The following is a 21485-nucleotide window of genomic DNA, read 5'->3' on the forward strand; positions in this document are numbered from 1 at the left end:
TTATGTTTGATATATTCATTAAACGGCCCCTGTTATCGTCGGTCATTTCTGTAGTCATTACACTGCTGGGAGTACTGGCACTGACGGGATTACCCGTTACTCAATTCCCTGATATTGTTCCTCCATCGGTTACCGTAACCACCAAATACACGGGAGCCAACGCCGAAGTGTGTACCAAAGCGGTGGCTACTCCACTCGAACGGGCCATTAACGGTGTACCCGGCATGGTGTACATGAACTCCGTTTCGGGTAACGATGGAACCACGCTGATTCAAATCTTTTTTGAAGTAGGAACCGACCCCGATCTGGCGGCTATGAACGTACAGAACCGGGTAACGGCGGTGCTCGATGAGTTACCCGAAGAGGTCATCAAGGCCGGGGTTATTACGGAAAAGGAAGTCAACAGTATGTTATTGTATCTGAATATTTTCAGTGATGATTCTACCGTCGATGAGAAGTTCATTTACAATTTTGCGGATATTAATATTCTGGCTGAACTCAAACGAATTGACGGCGTAGGGTTTGCTGACATCATGGGTTCCCGTGAATATTCGATGCGGGTATGGTTAAAGCCGGATCGTTTGACGGCCTATAATCTTTCTCCCGAAGAAGTCATTAACGCCATTCGTCAGCAAAACGTGGAGGCCGCTCCGGGAAAAGCCGGGGAAAGTGCAGACCGGGCTCCGCAGGTGTTACAATACGTTTTGAAATATACGGGTAAGTTTTTCGAGCCCGATCAATACCGCAATATTGTACTCAGGGCCGATCCCAGTGGTTCGATTTTACGCCTGAAAGACGTAGCCGATGTAGAGTTTGGCTCGCTGGATTACGATGTATTATCCAAAACGGATGGTCGTCCTTCGGCAGCTATTATGCTGAAACAGCGACCCGGTTCCAACGCCCGTGAGATCATCGAGAACGTAAAAACCCGGATGGCGGAACTGAAGCAAGAGACCTTCCCGCCGGGCATGACTTATAACTTTGCCTACGACGTTTCCCGATTCCTGGATGCGTCTATTCACGAAGTTGTTCGGACGCTCTTTGAGGCTTTCGTACTGGTATTTATTGTCGTATTCCTCTTCTTACAGGACTGGCGATCCACCCTGATTTGTGCCCTGGTGGTACCGGTAGCCCTGGTTGGAGCCTTTGCTTTTATGAGCATGATTGGCTTCTCCATTAACCTGTTAACGCTGTTCGCTCTGGTATTAGCCATCGGGATTGTGGTGGATGATGGGATTGTCGTCGTGGAAGCCGTTCACGCAAAAATGGCGGAAGAGCATTTATCGCCCCGGCAGGCAACGTTTGCAGCCATGCGGGAAATCAGCGGGGCTTTGATTGCCATCACATTGGTCATGTCGGCGGTATTCGTGCCCGTGGCTTTTCTCTCCGGTCCCGTCGGGATTTTCTACCGCCAGTTTTCCTTAACCCTGGCCGTAGCCATTCTGATTTCGGGTCTGAACGCTCTTACCTTAACCCCTGCTTTGTGTGCCTTATTACTAAAACCGCATACGTCAGCGGAAAGCCGTAAAAACTGGTTAGGTCGATTTTTTGCCAGCTTCAACCGGGGCTTTGACCGTCTGACGGGTCGTTATCAGGGATTACTCAAACGCATCATCAGTCGTCGCGTCGTGACCGTGGGTTTACTCGCCCTTTTCGTGGCCGGAACCTGGGGTATTAATACGATTCTTCCGAGTGGATTTATTCCTACCGAAGATCAGGGCATGATTTATGTAAACGTAACCACCCCCGCAGGAGCTACCGTAAAGCGTACCGAAGAAGTATTGGATCAGATTCAGCAGGTTGCTTCTAAAATGTCCGCCGTTGAAAATGTCTCAACCCTTGCTGGTTTTAGCTTGATGACGGATGGATCTGGTTCTTCCTATGGCATGGCGATGGTTAACCTCAAAAGCTGGGAAAAACGAAAGGAAACCGTGGATGACGTGATTGCGAATCTGGAAAAACAGACCCGACACATTCAGGGAGCCAGTGTTCAGTACTTCCCACCCCCAACCGTTCCTGGCTTTGGTAACTCCAGCGGGTTTGAATTACGATTACTAGATCGTACGGGTAAAGGTGATTTACAGGCCACTAAAAAAGTAGCCGAAAACTTTATGGCGGAAGTCAATAAGCGTCCAGAAATCGGTCAGGTGTTTACGAGCTTCGATCCTAGCTTCCCCCAGTACATGTTGCACGTCGATTACGACAAAGCCGCTCAAAAAGGCATCTCGGTAGACAATGCCATGAGCACGCTGCAAACCCTGATGGGAAGTTTTTACGCCTCAAATTTCATCCGCTTCGGACAAATGTACAAGGTCATGGTGCAGGCTTCGCCTGAGTATCGTACCAAGCCCGAAGATGTGCTGAACATGCACGTGAAAAATGCCAAGGGCGAAATGGTGCCTTACTCCAACTTCATCCGGCTGGAACGGGTATATGGCCCTGAGCAGTTGACTCGCTACAACATGTATACCTCGGCCCTGATCAACGGCGATGCCGCTCCCGGATACAGCAGTGGTGATGCCCTGAAAGCCGTGGAAGAAGTAGCGGCCAAGTTACCAAGAGGATACTCCTTTGCCTGGTCGGGGATGTCGCGTGAGGAGGTACTTTCGGGGAATCAGGCGATTTACATTTTCATGCTATGTCTGCTGTTTGTGTATTTGTTACTGGTCGCTCAATACGAAAGTCTGTTACTGCCCTTGCCCGTTTTATTATCCTTACCCACCGGGATTTTCGGCTCATTCCTGTGCCTGCAACTAGCAGGTTTACAGAATAACATTTACGCCCAGGTCGCCCTAGTGATGCTTATTGGTTTATTGGGTAAAAATGCCATTCTGATCGTAGAATTTGCCAGCCAGCGGCAGCGGGAAGGGCTGAGTATTGTGAAGGCCGCCATGGAAGGTGCCGTAACCCGTCTTCGACCCATTCTGATGACTTCCTTCGCCTTCATTGCCGGTCTGATTCCCTTGTGTATTGCTACGGGTGCGGGTGCCCTGGGTAATCGTTCCATTGGTACGGCAGCGGCGGGTGGTATGCTCGTGGGTACCGTGTTTGGACTGGTAATCGTCCCCGGTCTGTATGTCATCTTCGCCAAAATAGGCGAACGCATGGGCTCCAAATCAGACGTTGTTTCTTCCCCCACTGAAAGTACGTATGTTCATGAATCTTAAAAGTCAGTTTATCGCTCTTTTCGTTGGCAGTTCCGTTTTGTTGGGTGTGAGTGCCTGCCGGGTGGCCCATACCCCGGCAGCCATTCCCTCGTTGGCCCTGCCCGACTCTTACGCGGGTAGTTTGAGTGAAGCCAGCTCCGATTCCGCCAGTATTGCCAATGACCCTTATCGTCGCCTGTTTACGGATGCCAATCTGGTTTCGCTGATTGACACCGCCTTGGCGAATAATCCAGACCTTAGGATTGCCCTGCAACGCATCGAAGGCACGCGAGCTCAGTATGGCATTAGCAATGCCGCTTTGTTGCCCAGAGTTGACGCAGTAGCCTCTATCGGGGTGGATCGCTTTGGTCGTTATACCCTCAATGGCGTGGGTAACTACGATACCAATTTCTCGGAGTATGTAACGGGTTCCAGCCGTATCCCCAACCCAACGCCCGATTACTTCATTGGCTTGCGTAGCTCCTGGGAAATCGACATCTGGGGGAAATTACGGAACCGTCGCCGGGCAGCTTACAATCGCGTGCTGGCGAGCGAAGAAGGACGTAATTACATCGTTACAGCTCTGGTATCCGACGTAGCCCGACTTTATTTTACCTTGCTCTCACTGGATGCCGAGCTGGAAATCATTGAGGATAACATCGAATTGCAGGAGCAGGCTCTCAAGCTGGTGGAAGTTCAAAAAGCAGCCGGACGCGTAACTGAACTTGCGGTTCAGCAATTCAGAGCCCAGCTACTCAACACGAAAGGGTTGGAAGGCGGTGTGCGTCAGCAGATTCAGGAAGCCGAAAACCAGATTAATGTTCTACTGGGACGTTATCCACAGCCCATTGTTCGGGGGATTTCGATTCGGGAACAGCAGTTACCATCAACAGTAGTAGCGGGGATTCCGAGCCAGCTCATCAGCCGCCGTCCCGACATCCGGCAGGCCGAACGTGAACTGGAAGCTTCTAACATTGATGTCGCAGTAGCCCGAGCCGAATTTTTACCTTCCCTGAATCTGACTCCCTACCTGGGACTGAATGCCTTTCGGTTAGGAGTACTGGCCAATCCGCAATCCGTTGCCGCAGGGCTGGTAGGTGGCTTGTCGGCTCCCATCTTTAACCGCCGTTTGCTGAAAGGAAACCTACGCGTGGAAGAAGCCGAGAGCAAGGAAGCATTCATTACGTACCAACGAACGGTTTTGACGGGTGTTTCGGAAGTAGTGAATAGCCTGAAAGGATTGGAAAACTACCGCAACGTAGCGGATTTCAAAACCGAAGAAGTGGCAGTATTACGTCAGGCGGCCAGGACTTCCGATAATCTGTTTGCGACGGGATATGCGACGTATCTGGAAGTTATTACTTCGCAACGTTCCGTGCTGGAATCGGAATTATCGCTCATTAATACCAAACGGGCCCAGTTCCTGTCGCTCGTAGATCTCTACCGGGCACTCGGCGGAGGCTGGCGTTAGTTGATGCGTTTGATTCGTGGTTTGAGGGTTTGAGTTTGTTTGATTAAGGTTTGAGAGGGACAGGTTCATACATGTTACCTTTTAAAACCACATGATTTCAAAACTTAATTAAACGCATTCTCAAATCTTCAGCTAACATCAGCCAATAGATTCAAACGCTCAAACCACGAATCAAACCTTTTCAAACAGAATCAAACTTTAGCCCATGTTTAAACGTCTGATTGTTTACGGATTGATTATCCTGTTGGGTCTGGGACTTACTTCCTGTGACTTATTTTGGGAAGATCGTCATTACAGTCAGGTAGATTACCGACTGTTTAAAAATACGGCGGTCTGGCCGCTGGCGAAGCTATTGGATGCGGAAGAAATGGACGAGATCCGGGATTTCATTCGAAAAAATACCTTTGATCTGGAAACCATCGAACGCCGCTACGGACAAACGCTTTTGATGATTAGCGTACAAAAAGGGCAGGTTAAAGCAACGCAGGCTTTGCTGGAAGCGGGTGCCAATCCTAATGCCCACACGGCTTACAATGGCTCGTCTCCTATGCTCGAAGCGGCCCGACTTCAAAACCCGGAAGCCGATAATACAGTTATTCTTAAATTGCTACTGGCCCATAAAGGAAATCCGAATGATGAAACCCTAGTTTCTATTCAGGATGGAACCATTGAAAAGGAAACGCCGCTGTTGATTGCCTGTGGAGATGTTACCCAGACTTTACATCCCGTTGAAAAGGCTAAGGTTTTGGTGGAAGCCGGAGCCGAAATCAACTATGTAAACCCGAATTCTAAAACGCCATTGTTGCGGGCCATTGAATTTAACCATTTTGATACAGCCTTGTATTTACTGGAACACGGAGCGGATTACAAACGCCTCGTAGCCGACCGTAGCCAATACATGGAAAGTGGTCAAAAAGTATATCTGGTACATATTTTAAGAGAAAAAATAGTCCCGATGGAGTCGATACAATACCGACAAAAGATGCAGGTTGTCGATTTTTTATCGCAAAAGGGCATTCATTATCGAAACGAGCCGGTTCCTCCGGCCATTCAGGAAAAAATTAAGTTACTTTATCCCGCACATTACCAAGATTATCTCAACCGATATTAATTCAACCCATCCATGTTACTCAATTTTTTAATTACCCTGGTGCTGGTGCTACTTAATGGTTTTTTTGTAGCCGCCGAGTTTGCGATTGTCAAAGTCCGGGCTTCGCAACTGGAACTCAAAGCCCAGGCCGGAAATGCGGCTGCCCGTCTTTCCACGCGTATTCTTTCCAATCTGGACGGTTACCTGGCCGCTACGCAGCTGGGGATTACCTTAGCCAGTTTGGGTTTAGGATGGATTGGTGAACCGGTCGTTTCTAAAATTCTGATTGCGTTTATGCACAGCATTGGGCTGCAACTTGATGAAACGCTGGCTCATCAAATTGCCCTGCCCGTTGCCTTTGCAGTCATTACCATTCTGCACATTGTTTTCGGTGAACTGGCTCCAAAGTCGCTGGCGATTCAGCAGGCGGAAAAGACAACGATGGCCGTTTCGTACCCGCTTCAATTTTTCTTTATCATTTTCCGTCCAGTAATCTGGCTTCTCAATGGCATTGCGGCTGTCGTGCTCAAGACCTTTGGTATCACCGTAAGCCATAGCTCAGAAGTGCATAGTGCTGACGAGTTAAAGTACCTCGTTCACCAAAGCCAGCAGGATTATGAATCGAAGGAAGACCATACCGAAGGTTCTGATTTAACGCTGGTTGAAAAAGCTTTTCAGTTTTCCGAACGTAGCGTCCGTCAGATCATGACCCCCCGCACGCAGATCTTCGGAATTGATGTCAATGAATTTTCCGCCGAGACTTTACAGGAAGTAATCAGTGAAAATTATTCCCGCATTCCCTGTTACGAAGAAAACCTCGACCACGTTCTGGGAGTTGTGTATCTGAAAGAGATCTTGCTCAAACTCCAGGATGATAAGGAACTGGATATTCGTTCGCTGATCAAACCAACATTTTTCGTGCCTTCTACCAAGCGAATTCGTCCGTTACTACGTGAATTTCAGCAAAGCCGGCAACAGATGGCGGTCGTCATCAATGAATACGGCGGTACCGAAGGGTTAATTACGATGGAGGACATTCTGGAAGAACTGGTGGGTGAAATTCAGGATGAATCGGATGAAGAGCGTCCGCTGGTAGAAAAGCTGACGGAAGATACCTATCAGCTTAAAGCCACTACTTCCCTGCTGGATGTCAATCCTCTACTGCCCCGGCCTATTCAGAAACGAGCGGGATATGAAACGTTGGCGGGTATATTAGTGGAGCGTTTTGGAAGACTGCCCGCCGTAGGTCAGACCACCGTGGTCAATCGGTATGAAGTATTGATCAGCACGATTGAAAACAACGCAATTGGTTTGGTGCAGTTACGCGATTTAGGCGATGAGCCCTCTGAAGATGAAGAATAGAAACTTATGATGTTTGTTCACCAATTTGGCACGGCTCTGTGCATTTTTATATTTCTGTTCATTCAGGGATTACTACTGGTTTACATCGTCAATAAATATCACCAGAATAAAAAAATCACGATCCCGGCATTTTTAATGCTGGGATTTTGCTTCTCCGTTACCCTGGGGTTATATTATTTCCTAGATGTTATCAATGAGTTCTACCTCATTCCATTGATTGTGATCTATGGTCTGGAAATGGTAATTCTGCTGGTATTATACTTGTTAAAACGGGTATGATTTTTTGAAACATCAGCCTTTCAAAACCGTCTGCAAAAAACTTAAAGGCAGTTTCTTTATAGTAGTAAAAGCTATGAGCCCATGCTCTATTCGAAACAAAGCCTCACTTCCTCGAAATGAAGTTCGTTTACCATCCCTATAATCGGGCCGAGCATTTAATTTAGCCAGACGATTACTTGATGGAAAACATTAGCTTTTTCAAGTTAACTTTAGCATTTTACTACTAATCAATCTTTTAAAACTTACGTATTGCTGTCGTAGAATAACTTTAAATACCTCTATTGTCTATTCATGTTTTATTAGTTATAAATGCGAATTTTTTACGCAAAGCAGGTGAATGAAAACACTAGAAAAGAACAGGGACTACAGCTCTACTATTAATTGTTAACAATATCTATAATTTCGGGTTTACTTCATTACAAATCTGATTTAATGTACCCATGTCAAGCTCCTTGAATGCTACGGATGAATTAAAGCGAGTGGAAACGTTGAAAAGCTATGCCATTCTTGATACTTTACCCGAGCAGGACTATGAAGATATTACTCAGCTAGCCGCCGAAATCTGTCAGACTCCCATCGCCTTAATCAGTCTGGTAGATGAACATCGGCAGTGGTTCAAATCCAATCGGGGCCTGGACGTTCGTGAAACCCCTCGTGAGCACTCGTTTTGTGCTCACGCGATCGACCAGCCTTCGGAAACATTGATTGTAGAAGATGCCCGAACGGATCATCGTTTCGCAGAAAATCCATTAGTAGTAAGCGACCCTCACATTGTTTTCTACGCCGGAGCCCCCCTGGTTGACGAAAATGGGATGGTATTGGGCTCTTTATGCGTGATTGATCGCCAAACGAAAACGTTATTACCCACCCAGATTTCTGCCTTAAAAACGCTTTCCAAACAGGTCATGAGGCTTCTGGAACTTCGCAAGAAAACCCTTGATCTGGAAGAAAGCGAGCGAAGATTAAAGGAGGAAAATGCCGCTTTATTAACGAGCCAGAAACGTTTTGAAACCGTTCTCCGGCACGCTCCTATTGGCCTGGGTTTATTGAGTGGCGAAGACTATGTGTTTGAATTAGTTAATGACCGGATTGCTGAAATGGGTGGTCACACAGCCCTTGAGATCCAGGGTCAATCCTATCTGAAAACGTTGCCAGAGTTAACGCGTCAGGGTTTAAAGGAAATTCTTGATACCGTTGTTCGAACCAAACAACGGTTTGCTACCCCGGATCTTTCCGTTCAACTCCTGAAAGATGGAAAACCCGAAACAGCCCATTATTATGTAAGTTTTGAGCCTGTCTGCGAGGCCGATGGCAAAGTCAGTATTGTGAACTTTTGCATGAACATTACGGAACAGCTTCGGTCTCAACGGGCTTTAGAGGCCAGTGAAAGTCGCTTTCGATCCTTACTGGAACAATCTCCCATTGCTCTTGGCCTGTATACCGGAAGGGAGATGAAAATTGAAATTGCCAATGAGCTCATGATTCAGTTTTGGGGCAAGGGCAAGGCAGTGCAAGGCAAGCGGATTGAAGAGTTATTACCCGAATTAAAAAATCAGGCTTTCTTACAGTTGCTTGACCAGGTCTATACCACGGGTAAGGCTTATTCTGCCAAGGGCATGCGAGCTGACCTGGTGATGTACGGAGAGCTAAAGACGTTTTACTTCGATTTTACCTACCAGCCCATTCGTGATCTGAATGGTGAAGTATATGCCATTCTGAATGTGGCCATCGATGTAACCGAGGATGTAATTTTACGACAGAACTACGAACAAACGCGTCAGGCTCTTCAAAACGCCATTGATTTATCACAACTAGGGATCTGGAAGGTGGACATAGCGACTCAGACTTCCGATTTTTCGCAACGCATAACGGATTGGGTAGGCAGCCCTGACCCGTTGACACTCAGCGATGCCATTGCCGCTATCCTACCCGAAGACTTACCTGCTTTTGAAGCAGCCTATAGCAGAGCATTTGACGTCTCGTCGGGGGGTGGGCTTGAAGTGGAATACCGATTAAAAAATAAGCATTCGGGTCAGGTCTATATACTTCACTCCAAAGGCCAGATGCAATTTGATGAAAAAGGTAACGCCGTGTCGCTGTTTGGATTCAGTCAGGATGTTACCCAGATTAGGTCGGCTCAGCTTGCTCTGGAAAACCTGGTACAGGAACGTACGTTGGAGCTTACCCAATCCAATCATGAACTAAAACGATCTAATGATAATCTGCAACAGTTTGCTTACGTAGCCAGTCACGATTTACAGGAGCCCCTACGTAAAATTCAAACCTTCAGCTCATTACTGTCAGATCGAACGGAGGGTCAGTTAAATTCGGATACGCAGCATCTCATTGACCGGATTAATGTAGCCGCCCAAAACATGTCCCGTCTGATTAATGATCTGTTTAAATTATTCCCGAGTTACTACCCGTCAACAGGAGTTTTATTCGGTTCCGCTCAATACCGTCATGGCAAGCGTACTTGATTCGCTTTCCCTGGCGATTCAGGAAAAAAATGCTCAAATCAGGTTAGACGATTTACCCATAGTCAAAGGAGATGAAAACCAATTATATCAACTCTTTTTGAACTTGCTTTCCAACGCCCTTAAGTTTAGTCCTGAGGGAGAGCAGGTAACGATTGCTGTGAACCATCGCCTGGTCGAACGAAGTATGCTGCCGTCAACCTATAAAATTATGAGTCCGGCCAGCATTTTCCACGAAATCACAGTTGTGGATCAGGGAATTGGTTTTGATGAAAAATACGCCGACCGAATTTTTCTGGTTTTTCAACGGCTTCATACGAAAGATACCTTCCCAGGAACCGGAATCGGACTGGCGATTTGCCAGCAGGTAATAGAGAACCACGGTGGGTACATCACGGCAAGCAGCAAGGTGAATCAAGGATCAACATTTACGGTGTATTTACCCGAGGCGTAACTTGTCATAGCTTTTACTACCCAAGAAGCCCTTTCACGAAAAAGGGCTTCTTGGCTTAAAGGGCAGGTTACACCGGAAAATAAACATGGAAACTGGCTCCTCTGCCGGGTGCACTTTCAGCGGTAATGGCCCCTCCATGATTTTCAATAACCCGTTGACAAATCGCCAGCCCAATTCCGGTTCCTACGTATTGTTTTTTATCGTGTAACCGTTGGAAAACTTCGAAAATTCGATCTAAAAACTGCTCATCGAAACCGATTCCCTCATCAATAACGCTAATCTGATAGTACCGATCTGCTTTAGTAATAGGCACCACTACTAGAGGTAACTCGGGCCGATGGACAATTTTCGTAGTGATATGAATGTGAGGAGAGCTGGCAGGTTTAGCAAATTTTATTGCGTTCGAAATCAGGTTTTGAAAAAGCTGACTTAGTTGCGACTCATCGCCAATAATGGCTGGTAAGGGGTCAATTTTAATTTGAGCCTGCGTTTGTTCAATGCTCAAATCCAGCGTTTCCAAGACCTGCTCTATCACCTGATTTAGCGAGACTACATGAAAATGATCTTCCTGATTAATCATTTTAGAGTAGTTAAGCAGATCCTGAATAAGTGTGGACATTTGCTCGCCCGCCTTACTGATGCGGTTCAGATACGAAAGGCCCTCATTACCTAACTGAGAACCGTATTTATGACTGAGCAATGAGCCGAACGTCTGAATCTTTCGAAGAGGTTCCTGTAAGTCATGACTGGCGACGTAAGCAAATCGCTGCAAACGGTCGTTGGACAGGGACAATTGCTGGTTGGATTCTCCTAGCTCTTCACTCGATACCTGCAATTCTTCGTTACTGGCAGCCAGCTCATACCCTCTTTCTTCCAGCTCCTCGTTCAAAGCCTGTAGTTCTTCGTTACTGGCGGCAAGCTCTTCGGTGCGTTCCTGTAGGGCTTCATTGGCGGCCCGGAGTTCTTCCAGACTGGCTTCCAGTTCTTCGGTACGCTGTTGCACCAGATATTCCAGACGGCTCAGTAAGGTCTTTTGTTCGTGAATGTCCGTAGCCCGGCATACCCAGCCGGTAAGCTTCTGATTTTCGCCAAAAAGCGGCACAAATTCAATTTCATGCCAGCAATAAGCACCGTCATGGCGACGTAACTGACTTTCGCAGATGAAGCTTTTTTCAGTTTGGAAGCTTCGCAGAACCAGCTTTTCGAAAGCCTCGAAGTGTTCCGCTTTAAACAGTCGCTGCCAGCCATCCTTGCGACTTTCTTCCAGGGTTAAGCCCGTATATTCCTGGTAACGCTGATTTTGAAACGTAATAGTTCCTGTGGTATCCAGCAGGCATTTCAACAACAAGCTACCTTCCATCATGGCCTGAAACTGTTGCTTCTGCACTTCCAGATCACGTCGGACCTGCACCTGCCGGGTAATGTCGGTAGCAGTGTGAATAATGCCGTAAATTTCTCCCGATTCTCTCCTCAACGGAGCGTAGGAGTAGTTAAACCAGAATTCCTGTAAGCGACCATCAATCATAAGCGTAGCCGCTCCCTCGGAGTTATGGTGGGCAATACCTGTGTCGAATACCTCCTGTAGCAAATGGAGAAAAGGCTGATCTTCAAGTTCAGGCAGGGCTTCTGAAAATGTTTTCCCGTTGACAGACGCATCTTTCCCCCAAATCGTTAACATAGCATCATTGACCGCCTCAATTACCATGTCCCGGCCTCTGTAAATGGCCGTTGCGGTGGCTGAACTGGACACTATATTACGCCAGTGGTGTTCACTGGTTTCCAGTTGATGACGGGTATGCGTTTCCTTGCTTATATCCTGGGCGACACCAGAAAACCGAGAGGCTTTACCCGATGCGTCAAAAAATGCCTGTCCTCTGCAGTGCAACCAGCGGAGCCGTCCGTCTTTTGCTCCCAGCGTCCGGAAAGTGACATCATACTTACCTGATGACTCAGGATTTAGAGCCCATACAATAGCCTCTCGAACCATTGAACAATCCTCAGGATGAATGAGGTCCAATACCTGTTCATACGAGACGACATCCGCCCCCGAAAATCCATACAACGACTGGCATCGTTTATCCCACCAAACGAGCTGTTGATCAATGTCTAAATCCCAGGTACCCACCCGAGCGGCTTCTAAGGCTGAGGTTAACCTTTCTATATTAGAAATTTTCTCTGCAAAGGAGAGAGATGGGTTACTATTCATGAATAATACTTTCTAGACCAAAGCGAAAGATACTATATAAAATCCTTGAATATGTATTTTCAAGATGGATTCCCCAAGCATTTGTCAATGCTAGCATGCCCTCCACCCTTCATACGTTTCTTTATTAACTCTATTCTAAAAACAGTGTTATGGTTTGGTGGCGGATTTTTTCCAGAATTTTTCGGTGAATAGACTGGCTTCGTTTGGGGTTACCCCAGATAAGGGTTATCATTCTTTAATTACCCTGGCCGGAATACCCGCCACTATGGTTACGTCCTAGGCGATTCCTGCGTTCATGATATTGCCGGAGCCATGCCTTACATAACAGAGCTTTCAACCCTTACACCGAACGACCTTATGAACCAGTAAATCCGGTTACGCTCAGCTTTGTTAAAGATAATACTAGCACGATTTCATATTAACGAATCATCCCAGTTATGGAGCTTCCTGGGATATGGTTTCTACTTTTCTTATCAGGCATTACCAGAAAGGGTTGCTGATGCCAGCGTGGCCCGGCCAGTGTGGCCCGGCCAGTGTGGCCCGGCCAGCGTGGCCCGGCCAGCGTGGCCCGGCCAGCTTTTTCGCTGGCAGCACTAATTAATTAACTACACCACCAGAGTAAGCAGTACTACCAACAACCGTTAGTTACCTACTACATCCCATCAAAATGGTTTGCTTCCATTATCTTTGAATTTCGCAAACGGCAACGAAAATGAAACCCCTGAAAGCTACTACTCTGCACGAATTCTATGAACATACTTCCGACTTCTCTGGCAAAGAAATCAGTTCGCTTCTGCCTCCCGGCATCGATAAGGAAATTGGACACTTCAATATATTTGACATTGCCGATACGATTGAGAAATTCAAACGAAAAACCACTATGCCCTATAACCGTCGGGCTTATTATAAAATCAGTTTGATTCAGGGAGCAAGCCGGGCCGAATATGCCGATAAGGTCATTGAAATTGAAAAAAACGCCCTGCTGTTTGCAACCCCTAAAGTGCCCTACCACTGGGTGCCTACTGGAGAGGGGCTGTCGGGTAACTTCTGCATTTTTACAGATGCCTTTCTAATCAAGTCCAAAAGCGGGGTAGAGTTAGACGAGTTACCCCTTTTTCAGGCGGGTGGCTTTCCTGTATTTCAGCTTGAAGACGATCAGGCTAAAGACATTCTTCTGATTTTCAATAAAATGAAGCAGGAAATCGCCTCGAACTATGCCTTCAAATATGATCTGCTCCGTACTTACGTCATCGAACTCATTCATTACGGTCAAAAGCTGCAACCCGCTACTGTTTCTCAGCCCGCTCAGACGGCAACTACCCGAGTAAGTTCTTTGTTTGTGGAATTACTGGAGCGTCAGTTTCCCATCGAATCACCGAATCAGAAGCTGAGTCTTCGTTCGGCCAAAGATTACGCAGAACGACTTTCAATTCACGTCAACCACCTGAATAAAGCATTAAAAGAAAGTACCGGAAAAACAACGACCGACATGATCAGCAACCGGATCATTCAGGAAGCTAAATTATTGTTGAAGCAAACCGACTGGAACATTTCAGAAATTGCCTACAGCCTGGGTTTTGAAGAAGTGGCACACTTTTCTAATTTCTTCAAGAAGCAAACGTCATTTACTCCTGTGGCTTTTCGTTCGTAGCTTTCCATGATTGAATTTCGCAAACATTGGATTGATCCTTACAAACACTGCCCTTGGTAAATCGCCCAATTTTGCAGAAACAAAATCAAGAACATGGAAGCAGTAAATAAAATTGCATTGGTAACTGGCGGTAGCCGTGGGTTAGGTCGTAACATGGCTATTCGTCTCGCCGAAAAAGGCATTGACGTAGTGCTAACCTATAATAGTAATGAAGCAGCCGCTAATGAAGTAGTCGCTGAAGTTCAGTCGCTTGGTCAGAAAGCCATTGCCTTTCAACTCGACACCAGTAATACGCAGTTATTCAGTAATTTCTACGAGCAGGTCAGTGCTTATTTACAGGAAACGTACGGAAAACCAAACTTCGATTTCCTGATTAACAATGCCGGAACGGCTCTCTATGCTCCTTTCGCCGAAACAACGGAAGAGCAATTTGATGAGATGTATAACATCCATTTGAAAGGCGTTTATTTCTTTACTCAAAAAGCATTACCTCTGCTGAACGATGGGGGCCGCATCATTAATATTTCGTCCGGTCTGGCTCGCTTCTCTTTTCCTGGCTCTTCGGCTTATGGTTCTATGAAAGGAGCCATTGAAGTTTTTACAAGGTATTTGGCGAAAGAATTAGGCTCTCGCGGCATTGCTGCCAATGTGGTGGCTCCTGGTGCCATCGAAACTGATTTTGGTGGAGGCCGCGTTCGGGATAACAAAGAATATAATCAGACCGTTGCCAGTTTGACTGCTCTGGGTCGGGTGGGTTTACCCGATGATATTGGCGGCGTAGTAGCATTCCTTTGTACTGAAGAAGCCCGTTGGATTAACGCTCAGCGAATCGAGGTTTCCGGTGGAATGAATTTCTAACACGGGTTTTATACCTTTTTCGAAGGCTGTTCCGCAATGGACAGCCTTTTTTGTTGACAGGCTATCTCGAACGAGATGGCTCACGATTCTGGGGAAAGGTATTAATGTGGCTTTCTTACCCGTTAGATTATTTTTATCCCCCGGCCAGACGCTATAAAGTCGTTACATGCTAAAAGCCCTAATTTTTTTATTTGATCGACGTTAGAGCCTTTTCGAAGTGGGTTAGTAACCCAAATAAATGTGATACGTTTCTTTACTTCGGATGAAAGATTCGAAGGTATAACGGCAGGTGGAACCTGCCTTAGGATAGGAACGAGATGAAATCTCGCACCAGTGGTCTTATACTATGAAAAGCTGTGAATTAGTAGTCAAATTCACAGCTTTTCATTCCCTTATTTTCTACTACTTAACCGTTGAATAACGGCAATGAAGCGGTCTACATCTTCATGCGTATTATAAAAAGCGAGGGATGGTCGGACCGTTGTTTCAACACCCAACCTGCGTAAAATAGGCTGAGCACAATGGTGTCCTGTACGAACAGCGATGCCTTCTTCATTCAAAGCTTTTCCAACTTCGTCGTTAGTGTATCCTTGAAGGGTGAATGACAGCACACTTGCTTTTTGCCTAGCCGTGCCAATCAACCTTACCCCTTTGATGGGTTTCAGGTAGTGTGTCGCGTATTCTAGTAAAGCGTGTTCGTACTGCCCAATTACTTCCATACCGATTTTGGTAACGTAATCAATCGCAGCTCCTAAACCTACGGCGTCAGCTATGTTACCAGTACCCGCTTCAAAACGGTTGGGGGCATTATGATACTTGATGTGTTCGAATGTAACGTCCTGAATCATATTACCACCGCCTTGCCACGGCTCGGTTGCGTTCAGAATTTCTTCTTTCCCATACAACACGCCAATCCCAGTAGGGCCAAAAACCTTATGTCCTGAGAAAACAAAGAAGTCCGCATTGATAGCCTGAACATTAATAGGCATGTGGGAAACCGACTGAGCTCCATCGACCAATGTTTTCGCCCCAACCGCCTGAGCCATTGCTACGATTTGTTGTATGGGGGTGACCGTCCCCAGAGCATTGGAAACCTGCGTAACCGCCACCAGTTTTGTCTTTGGGGTAAGCAATTTGGCATATTCCTCTAAAAGTAATTCGCCGTCGTCATTAACAGGTATTACTTTCAGTTTCAATCCTTTCCGGTCCGACAATCGCTTCCAAGGAACAATATTGGCGTGGTGTTCTAGATTACTAACAATGATTTCGTCACCTGCCTGGAGATTTTGATCTCCCCAGCTTTGAGCTACCAAATTAATCGCTTCGGTTGCACCGCGAACAAAAATGATTTCGTTCGTAGACTTAGCCCCTAAAAATGCCCTTACTTTTTCCCGAGCGGCTTCATAAGCATCCGTCGCCCGAGCGGCTAATTCGTGAGCGGCCCGGTGGATATTTGAATTTTCGTGTTGATAGAAATACGAGATTCGATCAATGACCACTTGCGGTTTCTGAGTAGTAGCCGCGTTGTCAAACCAAACCAGTCGTCTGCCATTCACACGTTCTTCCAGAATCGGAAAATCTTTTCTGACTAACTTACCCAAACTTCCTCCAAAAGAAGAATAGTTCACTTTTTCATGAAATGCATCTTCAGGCAAAAAGTAATAGCTATTCGGAATAAAACGATCTGAAAAGGAAGGAATCTGTGGAGCAGGTTCAGATGTTCTGATCTGTTGCAGAACCTCATTTATATTCAAAAAATCAGAAACGTTTTCAAAAAAAGGAATCTGAACATTGGGATATAAAAGTGGGTCCGCATGAACATCTTGCTGCTGCTTTGAGCTAGCAATGTTTTCATCCGGGAAACTGGTTTCGGGCTTATTGATATTAAAACTATCGCCCTGTTTCGCATACGAAGGCGACGCTCCACTTCCTGCTACTGAATTCGGAATACCACTGGTATACGGCGGATTAACGGCAGAAGGAGACGCAACGTTTTCTATAACAGGAACGAAACCAGTTAGGGACGAAACATCTGTCGACGAACCCCCAAAGCCCCCAAATGCAGGTGGTGTCTGAACTGCCGAAACTGGATTTACTGCTGGTATTTCAATTTTTGAAGGAATATTGCCCCCCAAGACAAGCTCAACAGCTCCCCACGCTTTAGGATGCGTAGCGGGATCGAGCGAAAAATCTTTAGGCACTTCTTCGGGCAATGCCTTGAACAATTGATTAGCAATATCCTGTAAAACAGCAGCATCGGGAATTTCGGATGGCTGGCTAGTATTTATACTCATGATAGTTCGTTAAATCTACATCGTCGAGTACGGCAATGGCATCATCTACCAAAACAGCTAATGAGCAATAGAGCGAGACCAGATACGAAGCAATGGCTCTATCGTTAATACCCATGAAACGCACGGATAAACCTGGCGTTTGTTCTCCCTGTAAACCAGGCTGAAATAACCCAACCACTCCCTGACGGCTTTCGCCCGTGCGAAGCAGAATAATCTTAGATTTACCGTTTTGGATAGGTAATTTATCTGAAGGAATCAGCGGTATGCCTCTCCAGGTAAGGAATTGTGAGCCAAATAGCGAAACGGTTGGTGGTGGAACGCCACGACGCGTACACTCTCGACCAAAAGCAGCAATTGCTTGGGGATGCAGCAGAAAAAAGCCAGGTTCTTTCCAGACTTTGGCAATGAGTTCATCAAAATCATCTGGCGTAGGGGGGCCTATCCGAGTTTTGATACGCTGCGAAGGCACGACACTATGCAACAAGCCGTATTCCTTGTTATTAATCAACTCGCTTTCCTGACGTTCCTTAATGGTTTCAATCGCTAAGCGTAATTGTTCAGAAATTTGATTATAGGGGCGGCTATACAAATCGGAAACCCGCGTGTGAACATCAACAATGGTTTGTACCGCCGCTAAATTGTATTCCCTCGGGTTATCAATGTAGTCAACGAAGGTCTGCGGAAGTACTCTTTCGTCCCTTGCCGAGCAGTCTACTTCAATCTGAGAAGCGTCTTTTACCCTGTTCAATCGGTAAACCCCTGATTCGACCGGAACCCAGTTCAATAGTTTGGTAAGCCAACGGGGTGAAATCGTCACCATCTGCGGCACGGTACGCGTGGCGATGGCTAACTGCCTGGCGGCGGCATCACCTAGTGATGTCTGTTGTTTCAACGATTCTGCCATAATTAATTGTTGTTAGGTTGTTACGAACGGATTAGATATTATACTTTTTCTGACGGGGTAATTCTTAATTGGTGAGTATTAAAAACGTTTGAGTACGGCTCGACACTTTTGGTCAGAAATACGCTGCCTCCGATGATCGAATTCCGGCCAATAACTGTTCTCCCTCCAAGAATGGTTGTTCGGGCATAAATGATGACATTATCTTCTACAGTAGGATGCCGTTTGGTTTCGGCCAATTCTTTAGCTACTTGTAGAGCCCCAAGCGTAACACCCTGATAAATAGACACATTATTACCAATAATGGCCGTAGCTCCAATCACGATGCCCGTACTATGGTCAATCATGAAAGGCACCCCGATGGTGGCCGCGGGATGAATATCCGTACCCGTATTACGGTGAGCGTATTCGCTGAGTATACGGGGCAGCACCGGCACGTTCAGACGAACCAGTTTATTAGCAATCCGATAAACAGCAATGGAGTAAAATCCTGGATATGAAACAATTACTTCGTTGATACTGGTAGCCGCTGGATCAAATTCATAAATTTTTTTAGCGTCCAGTCTTAAGTTAGAATAGATCTCCTCAATTGAATTATAAAACTCCCTACCAATATTTTCGATGTCAAATTGAGTGGGGTTAAGGTAGCTTAATAAAATGTTCTCAAGGTCAATCTGATTTTTCTTTAATAACCCTTTATAAGATGTCACTTTAGGCAAATGGGTGCCGGGAAAAAGGAAGTGAATTAAATCGGTCAGCCAGCTAATGGCCTCTTGTGCGGATGGCGTTGCCTCCCATTCAGCTAGGTGTATTTTTCTCAGGTTTTCAATAAACAGGCTCATCCTCTACGTCATTCTGAAGGTTAATTCACTATCTACATGTTTTGCAAGTATAGACAAAAAAATAATAAGTCTATAGAGTTAGTAGATTTATATCTTTTAAAATTTTGAAATGCTGCTTACTCTGTAATAGGTAAGCTAATAAATCCACGAATATGAAGTATAGCCTGTAATAGAAAAGTATACTATCATTAAACTTCGTCACCGGTCTTTTCAATACCTTAGCTGCCCCCTTCCGGCTGTCAAATAAAGTTTAGTTTCCTGTTTTTCAAGCAAACCTAAAAAGGTACTTCATAGGTAATGTTTTAAGAGAGATCTTATGTGGAATGGACTAGTGTTAATCACTAGTGAAGTTTCTCGAGTTCAAATAAAATCGCAAACCTGTTAAAATATCCTTCGATTTACGCTGAACGGCAGGTTCCCACCTGCCGTATGAGTAGGAATTAGACAGAATCTTGCACCAGTGGTGCACGGCTTCTCTCTTTTATCTAAATCATCATTTTTAAAGAGCTTTTAACAATAATTCTAAAATAATGATATATTTGAATAAGCACTTATATAATTACTGATATGAATTTCTTCCAGCGAACCGGTCCAATGGCCTTAGGAAGCCGATTAAGACAAATGAGCGAACGCATGACCCAGGAAGCCGCCAGAATTTATGGCATGTACGACCTGGAAATGGAACCACGCTGGTTTCCCGTGCTGTATAGTTTGGGCCAAAACGATGGACAGTCAGTTGCTCAACTGGCTGAAGATATTGGTCATTCGCAAGCTTCGGTCAGTCAGATTATCAAGGAAATGGCGAAGCAGGATTACATCACCATAACCAAAGGGACAACAGATGCCCGGAAAACAATTGTTACGCTTTCGGATAAATCCCGGCAGCAATTACCGGCTCTGGATACCCAGATGAAAGATGTAGCTATGGCCGTTGAAACCATGCTGGCTCAAACCCAGCATAACCTCTGGAAGGCCCTCGATGAGCTGGATTATTACCTGGATCAGCAGGGTTTGTTTGATCGCGTTAATCAGCAACGCAAACAGCGGGAGAGTCAGCAGGTGGTGATCGTCCCTTACTCGGAGGAATACCATGATGCTTTTCGGAGTTTGAATGTGGAGTGGATTACGACCTATTTTAAAATGGAAGCAGCCGATTATCAGGCTCTTGATCATCCAAATGAAAAAATCCTGGATCGTGGTGGGTTCATCTACATCGCCCTGTACGAAGGCGAGCCTTTAGGTTGTTGTGCCTTAATTAAAATGGATGATTACACTTACGAACTTGCCAAGATGGCCGTATCGCCCAAAGCTCAGGGCAAACACATGGGTTATTTACTCGGGAAATCCATTTTACAAAAGGCCAAAGAGCTTGGAGCCGAAAAAGTTTATCTGGAAAGCAATACGCTGCTAAAACCCGCGATTCGCCTGTATCATAAATTAGGTTTTCAGCAGGTAATGGGGTATCAGTCGCCCTATGAGCGTTGCAATATTCAGATGGAGGTGAAACTTTGATAGATGTAAAAGCTGTCTAAAATTTGGAATTGAAAGCCTGAATGCGATCCTTCGCTTGGTTAGGACTGACAGGCTTGGGAGAACGGCAGGTAGAACCTGCCTAATCGTAGGGGAATCTCGCACCAGTGGGTTTTAGTTCGTCTCTACGTTTTAAACCAAAATTCTTAGAAGCCGACTACACTACAAGTTCCTGTGTAGAGACGCGACTTTATCGCGTCTGGGTAAGAGGCGGTTTTTACTACACACAGATTTCCCCGCAGTCGCTCGGGTAGATCCGAGTGACTGTAAGAAAATGACAGGGACAAATTCATAGTCTTCAGCCTAACCGATGCCAGCTTTTTGCTGGCATCATTCGTCTCATGCCCAATTGTTAACCCCACCCCTCGCAGTCCTTAATAACGCTGTCGTCTGGTAGGCCTCTGTCCGATGTTAGCAAGCCTGTTTTGGTTGGGGAAACATTGTTGGCTGATCCCCTACTGGTTCGCATCCTACCGGCCAGAGGCCTAGAGCTAGGTAGTCACTCGGCCAGAGCCGAGCGACTGCGGCAGCACCAGGTGGTTTAAGTTCGTCTCTATGTTTTAAACCAAAATCCTTGATGAAGCCGACTACATTACAAGTTCCCCAGTAGAGACGCGACTTTATCGCGTCTGGGTAAGAGGCGGTTTTTTACCCTTACGTCATGGTTGGTGGAACACCAGCCATGGCGGGGAGAGGCAGACGCAATGAAGTCGCGTCTCTACCCTTTCAAAACCAAATTTTCGGGTCAAACTACATTTATTACAGATAGCTGTGATTAAGTAGTCGATCGTTTTTAGCGGCCTACGCTGCGGTTGTTAGTTTATCTAGTAATAATCATAGTATTCCACATTTTACAGCCGAAGTATATATTATTAAATAATTGCAAGAACTTATATTTATTAAGCTTTCAAGTTTATAAAAAAC

14 protein-coding genes are annotated in these 21485 nt (G+C 45.9%); 10 read left to right on the top strand and 4 right to left on the bottom strand.

The window, feature by feature from the left end; translation table 11 throughout:
- Window positions 1–2 precede the first annotated feature (2 nt).
- The 7 genes from QE390_RS21220 (at window position 3) to QE390_RS21250 (ending at window position 10279) form a co-directional block, all read left to right on the top strand.
- Window positions 3–3167, top strand: coding sequence for an efflux RND transporter permease subunit (locus QE390_RS21220; protein WP_307143735.1), 3165 nt, complete (start codon window positions 3–5; stop codon window positions 3165–3167).
- Window positions 3151–4617 (top strand): efflux transporter outer membrane subunit, encoded by a 1467-nt coding sequence (locus tag QE390_RS21225; RefSeq protein WP_373424567.1) that lies wholly within the window; start codon window positions 3151–3153, stop codon window positions 4615–4617. Before QE390_RS21220 ends, QE390_RS21225 begins: the two co-directional genes overlap by 17 nt.
- A 205-nt stretch (window positions 4618–4822) precedes the next feature.
- Window positions 4823–5728 carry an ankyrin repeat domain-containing protein gene (locus QE390_RS21230; protein ID WP_106638118.1) on the top strand — a complete coding sequence of 302 codons (906 nt, stop codon included), beginning with the start codon at window positions 4823–4825 and terminating at the stop codon, window positions 5726–5728.
- Window positions 5729–5740: 12 nt separating this feature from the next.
- Window positions 5741–7069, top strand: a complete 1329-nt coding sequence (locus QE390_RS21235; RefSeq protein ID WP_106638117.1) for a hemolysin family protein — start codon at window positions 5741–5743, stop codon at window positions 7067–7069.
- Between the two features lie 6 nt (window positions 7070–7075).
- A complete protein-coding gene (locus QE390_RS21240) occupies window positions 7076–7348 on the top strand; it encodes a hypothetical protein (protein ID WP_307143737.1) in 273 nt (90 codons plus the stop codon).
- A gap of 440 nt (window positions 7349–7788) precedes the next feature.
- On the top strand, window positions 7789–9828 hold the full coding sequence (locus QE390_RS21245; protein WP_307143738.1) for a PAS domain S-box protein: 2040 nt from the start codon (window positions 7789–7791) through the stop codon (window positions 9826–9828).
- Window positions 9812–10279: an ATP-binding protein gene (locus QE390_RS21250; RefSeq protein ID WP_307143739.1), complete on the top strand. Its 468-nt coding sequence runs from the start codon at window positions 9812–9814 to the stop codon at window positions 10277–10279. The genes QE390_RS21245 and QE390_RS21250 overlap by 17 nt, the downstream gene beginning before the upstream one ends.
- Before the next feature lie 67 nt (window positions 10280–10346).
- On the opposite strand, the gene QE390_RS21255 is transcribed toward QE390_RS21250, so the two are convergent.
- The gene (locus QE390_RS21255; RefSeq protein WP_307143740.1) at window positions 10347–12485 is read right to left on the bottom strand and encodes a PAS domain S-box protein; all 2139 of its coding nucleotides are present in this window, start codon (window positions 12483–12485) and stop codon (window positions 10347–10349) included.
- A gap of 721 nt (window positions 12486–13206) precedes the next feature.
- Between QE390_RS21255 and QE390_RS21260 the strand changes: the two genes are divergently transcribed.
- Both QE390_RS21260 and QE390_RS21265 read left to right on the top strand, forming a co-directional pair.
- The gene (locus QE390_RS21260) at window positions 13207–14136 is read left to right on the top strand and encodes a helix-turn-helix domain-containing protein (RefSeq protein ID WP_373424570.1); all 930 of its coding nucleotides are present in this window, start codon (window positions 13207–13209) and stop codon (window positions 14134–14136) included.
- A 93-nt stretch (window positions 14137–14229) separates the two neighbouring features.
- A complete protein-coding gene (locus QE390_RS21265; RefSeq protein ID WP_307143742.1) occupies window positions 14230–14994 on the top strand; it encodes an SDR family oxidoreductase in 765 nt (254 codons plus the stop codon).
- Window positions 14995–15386: 392 nt separating this feature from the next.
- On the opposite strand, the gene QE390_RS21270 is transcribed toward QE390_RS21265, so the two are convergent.
- The 3 genes from QE390_RS21270 to QE390_RS21280 are packed head-to-tail and all read right to left on the bottom strand — an operon-like array spanning window position 15387 to window position 19031.
- Window positions 15387–17288: a family 2A encapsulin nanocompartment cargo protein cysteine desulfurase gene (locus tag QE390_RS21270; protein ID WP_307143743.1), complete on the bottom strand. Its 1902-nt coding sequence runs from the start codon at window positions 17286–17288 to the stop codon at window positions 15387–15389.
- Window positions 17272–18192 carry a family 2A encapsulin nanocompartment shell protein gene (locus QE390_RS21275; protein ID WP_106638111.1) on the bottom strand — a complete coding sequence of 307 codons (921 nt, stop codon included), beginning with the start codon at window positions 18190–18192 and terminating at the stop codon, window positions 17272–17274. The genes QE390_RS21270 and QE390_RS21275 overlap by 17 nt, the downstream gene beginning before the upstream one ends.
- A 38-nt stretch (window positions 18193–18230) precedes the next feature.
- Window positions 18231–19031 (bottom strand): serine O-acetyltransferase, encoded by an 801-nt coding sequence (locus tag QE390_RS21280; protein WP_307143744.1) that lies wholly within the window; start codon window positions 19029–19031, stop codon window positions 18231–18233.
- A 567-nt stretch (window positions 19032–19598) separates the two neighbouring features.
- Here QE390_RS21280 and QE390_RS21285 point away from each other — a divergent pair.
- Complete coding sequence (locus tag QE390_RS21285) at window positions 19599–20543, top strand: bifunctional helix-turn-helix transcriptional regulator/GNAT family N-acetyltransferase (RefSeq protein WP_307143745.1); 945 nt, start codon at window positions 19599–19601, stop codon at window positions 20541–20543.
- Window positions 20544–21485 lie beyond the last annotated feature (942 nt).

The sequence above is a fragment of the Siphonobacter sp. SORGH_AS_1065 genome (genome assembly GCF_030818595.1).
Classification (GTDB): Bacteria; Bacteroidota; Bacteroidia; order Cytophagales; family Spirosomataceae; genus Siphonobacter.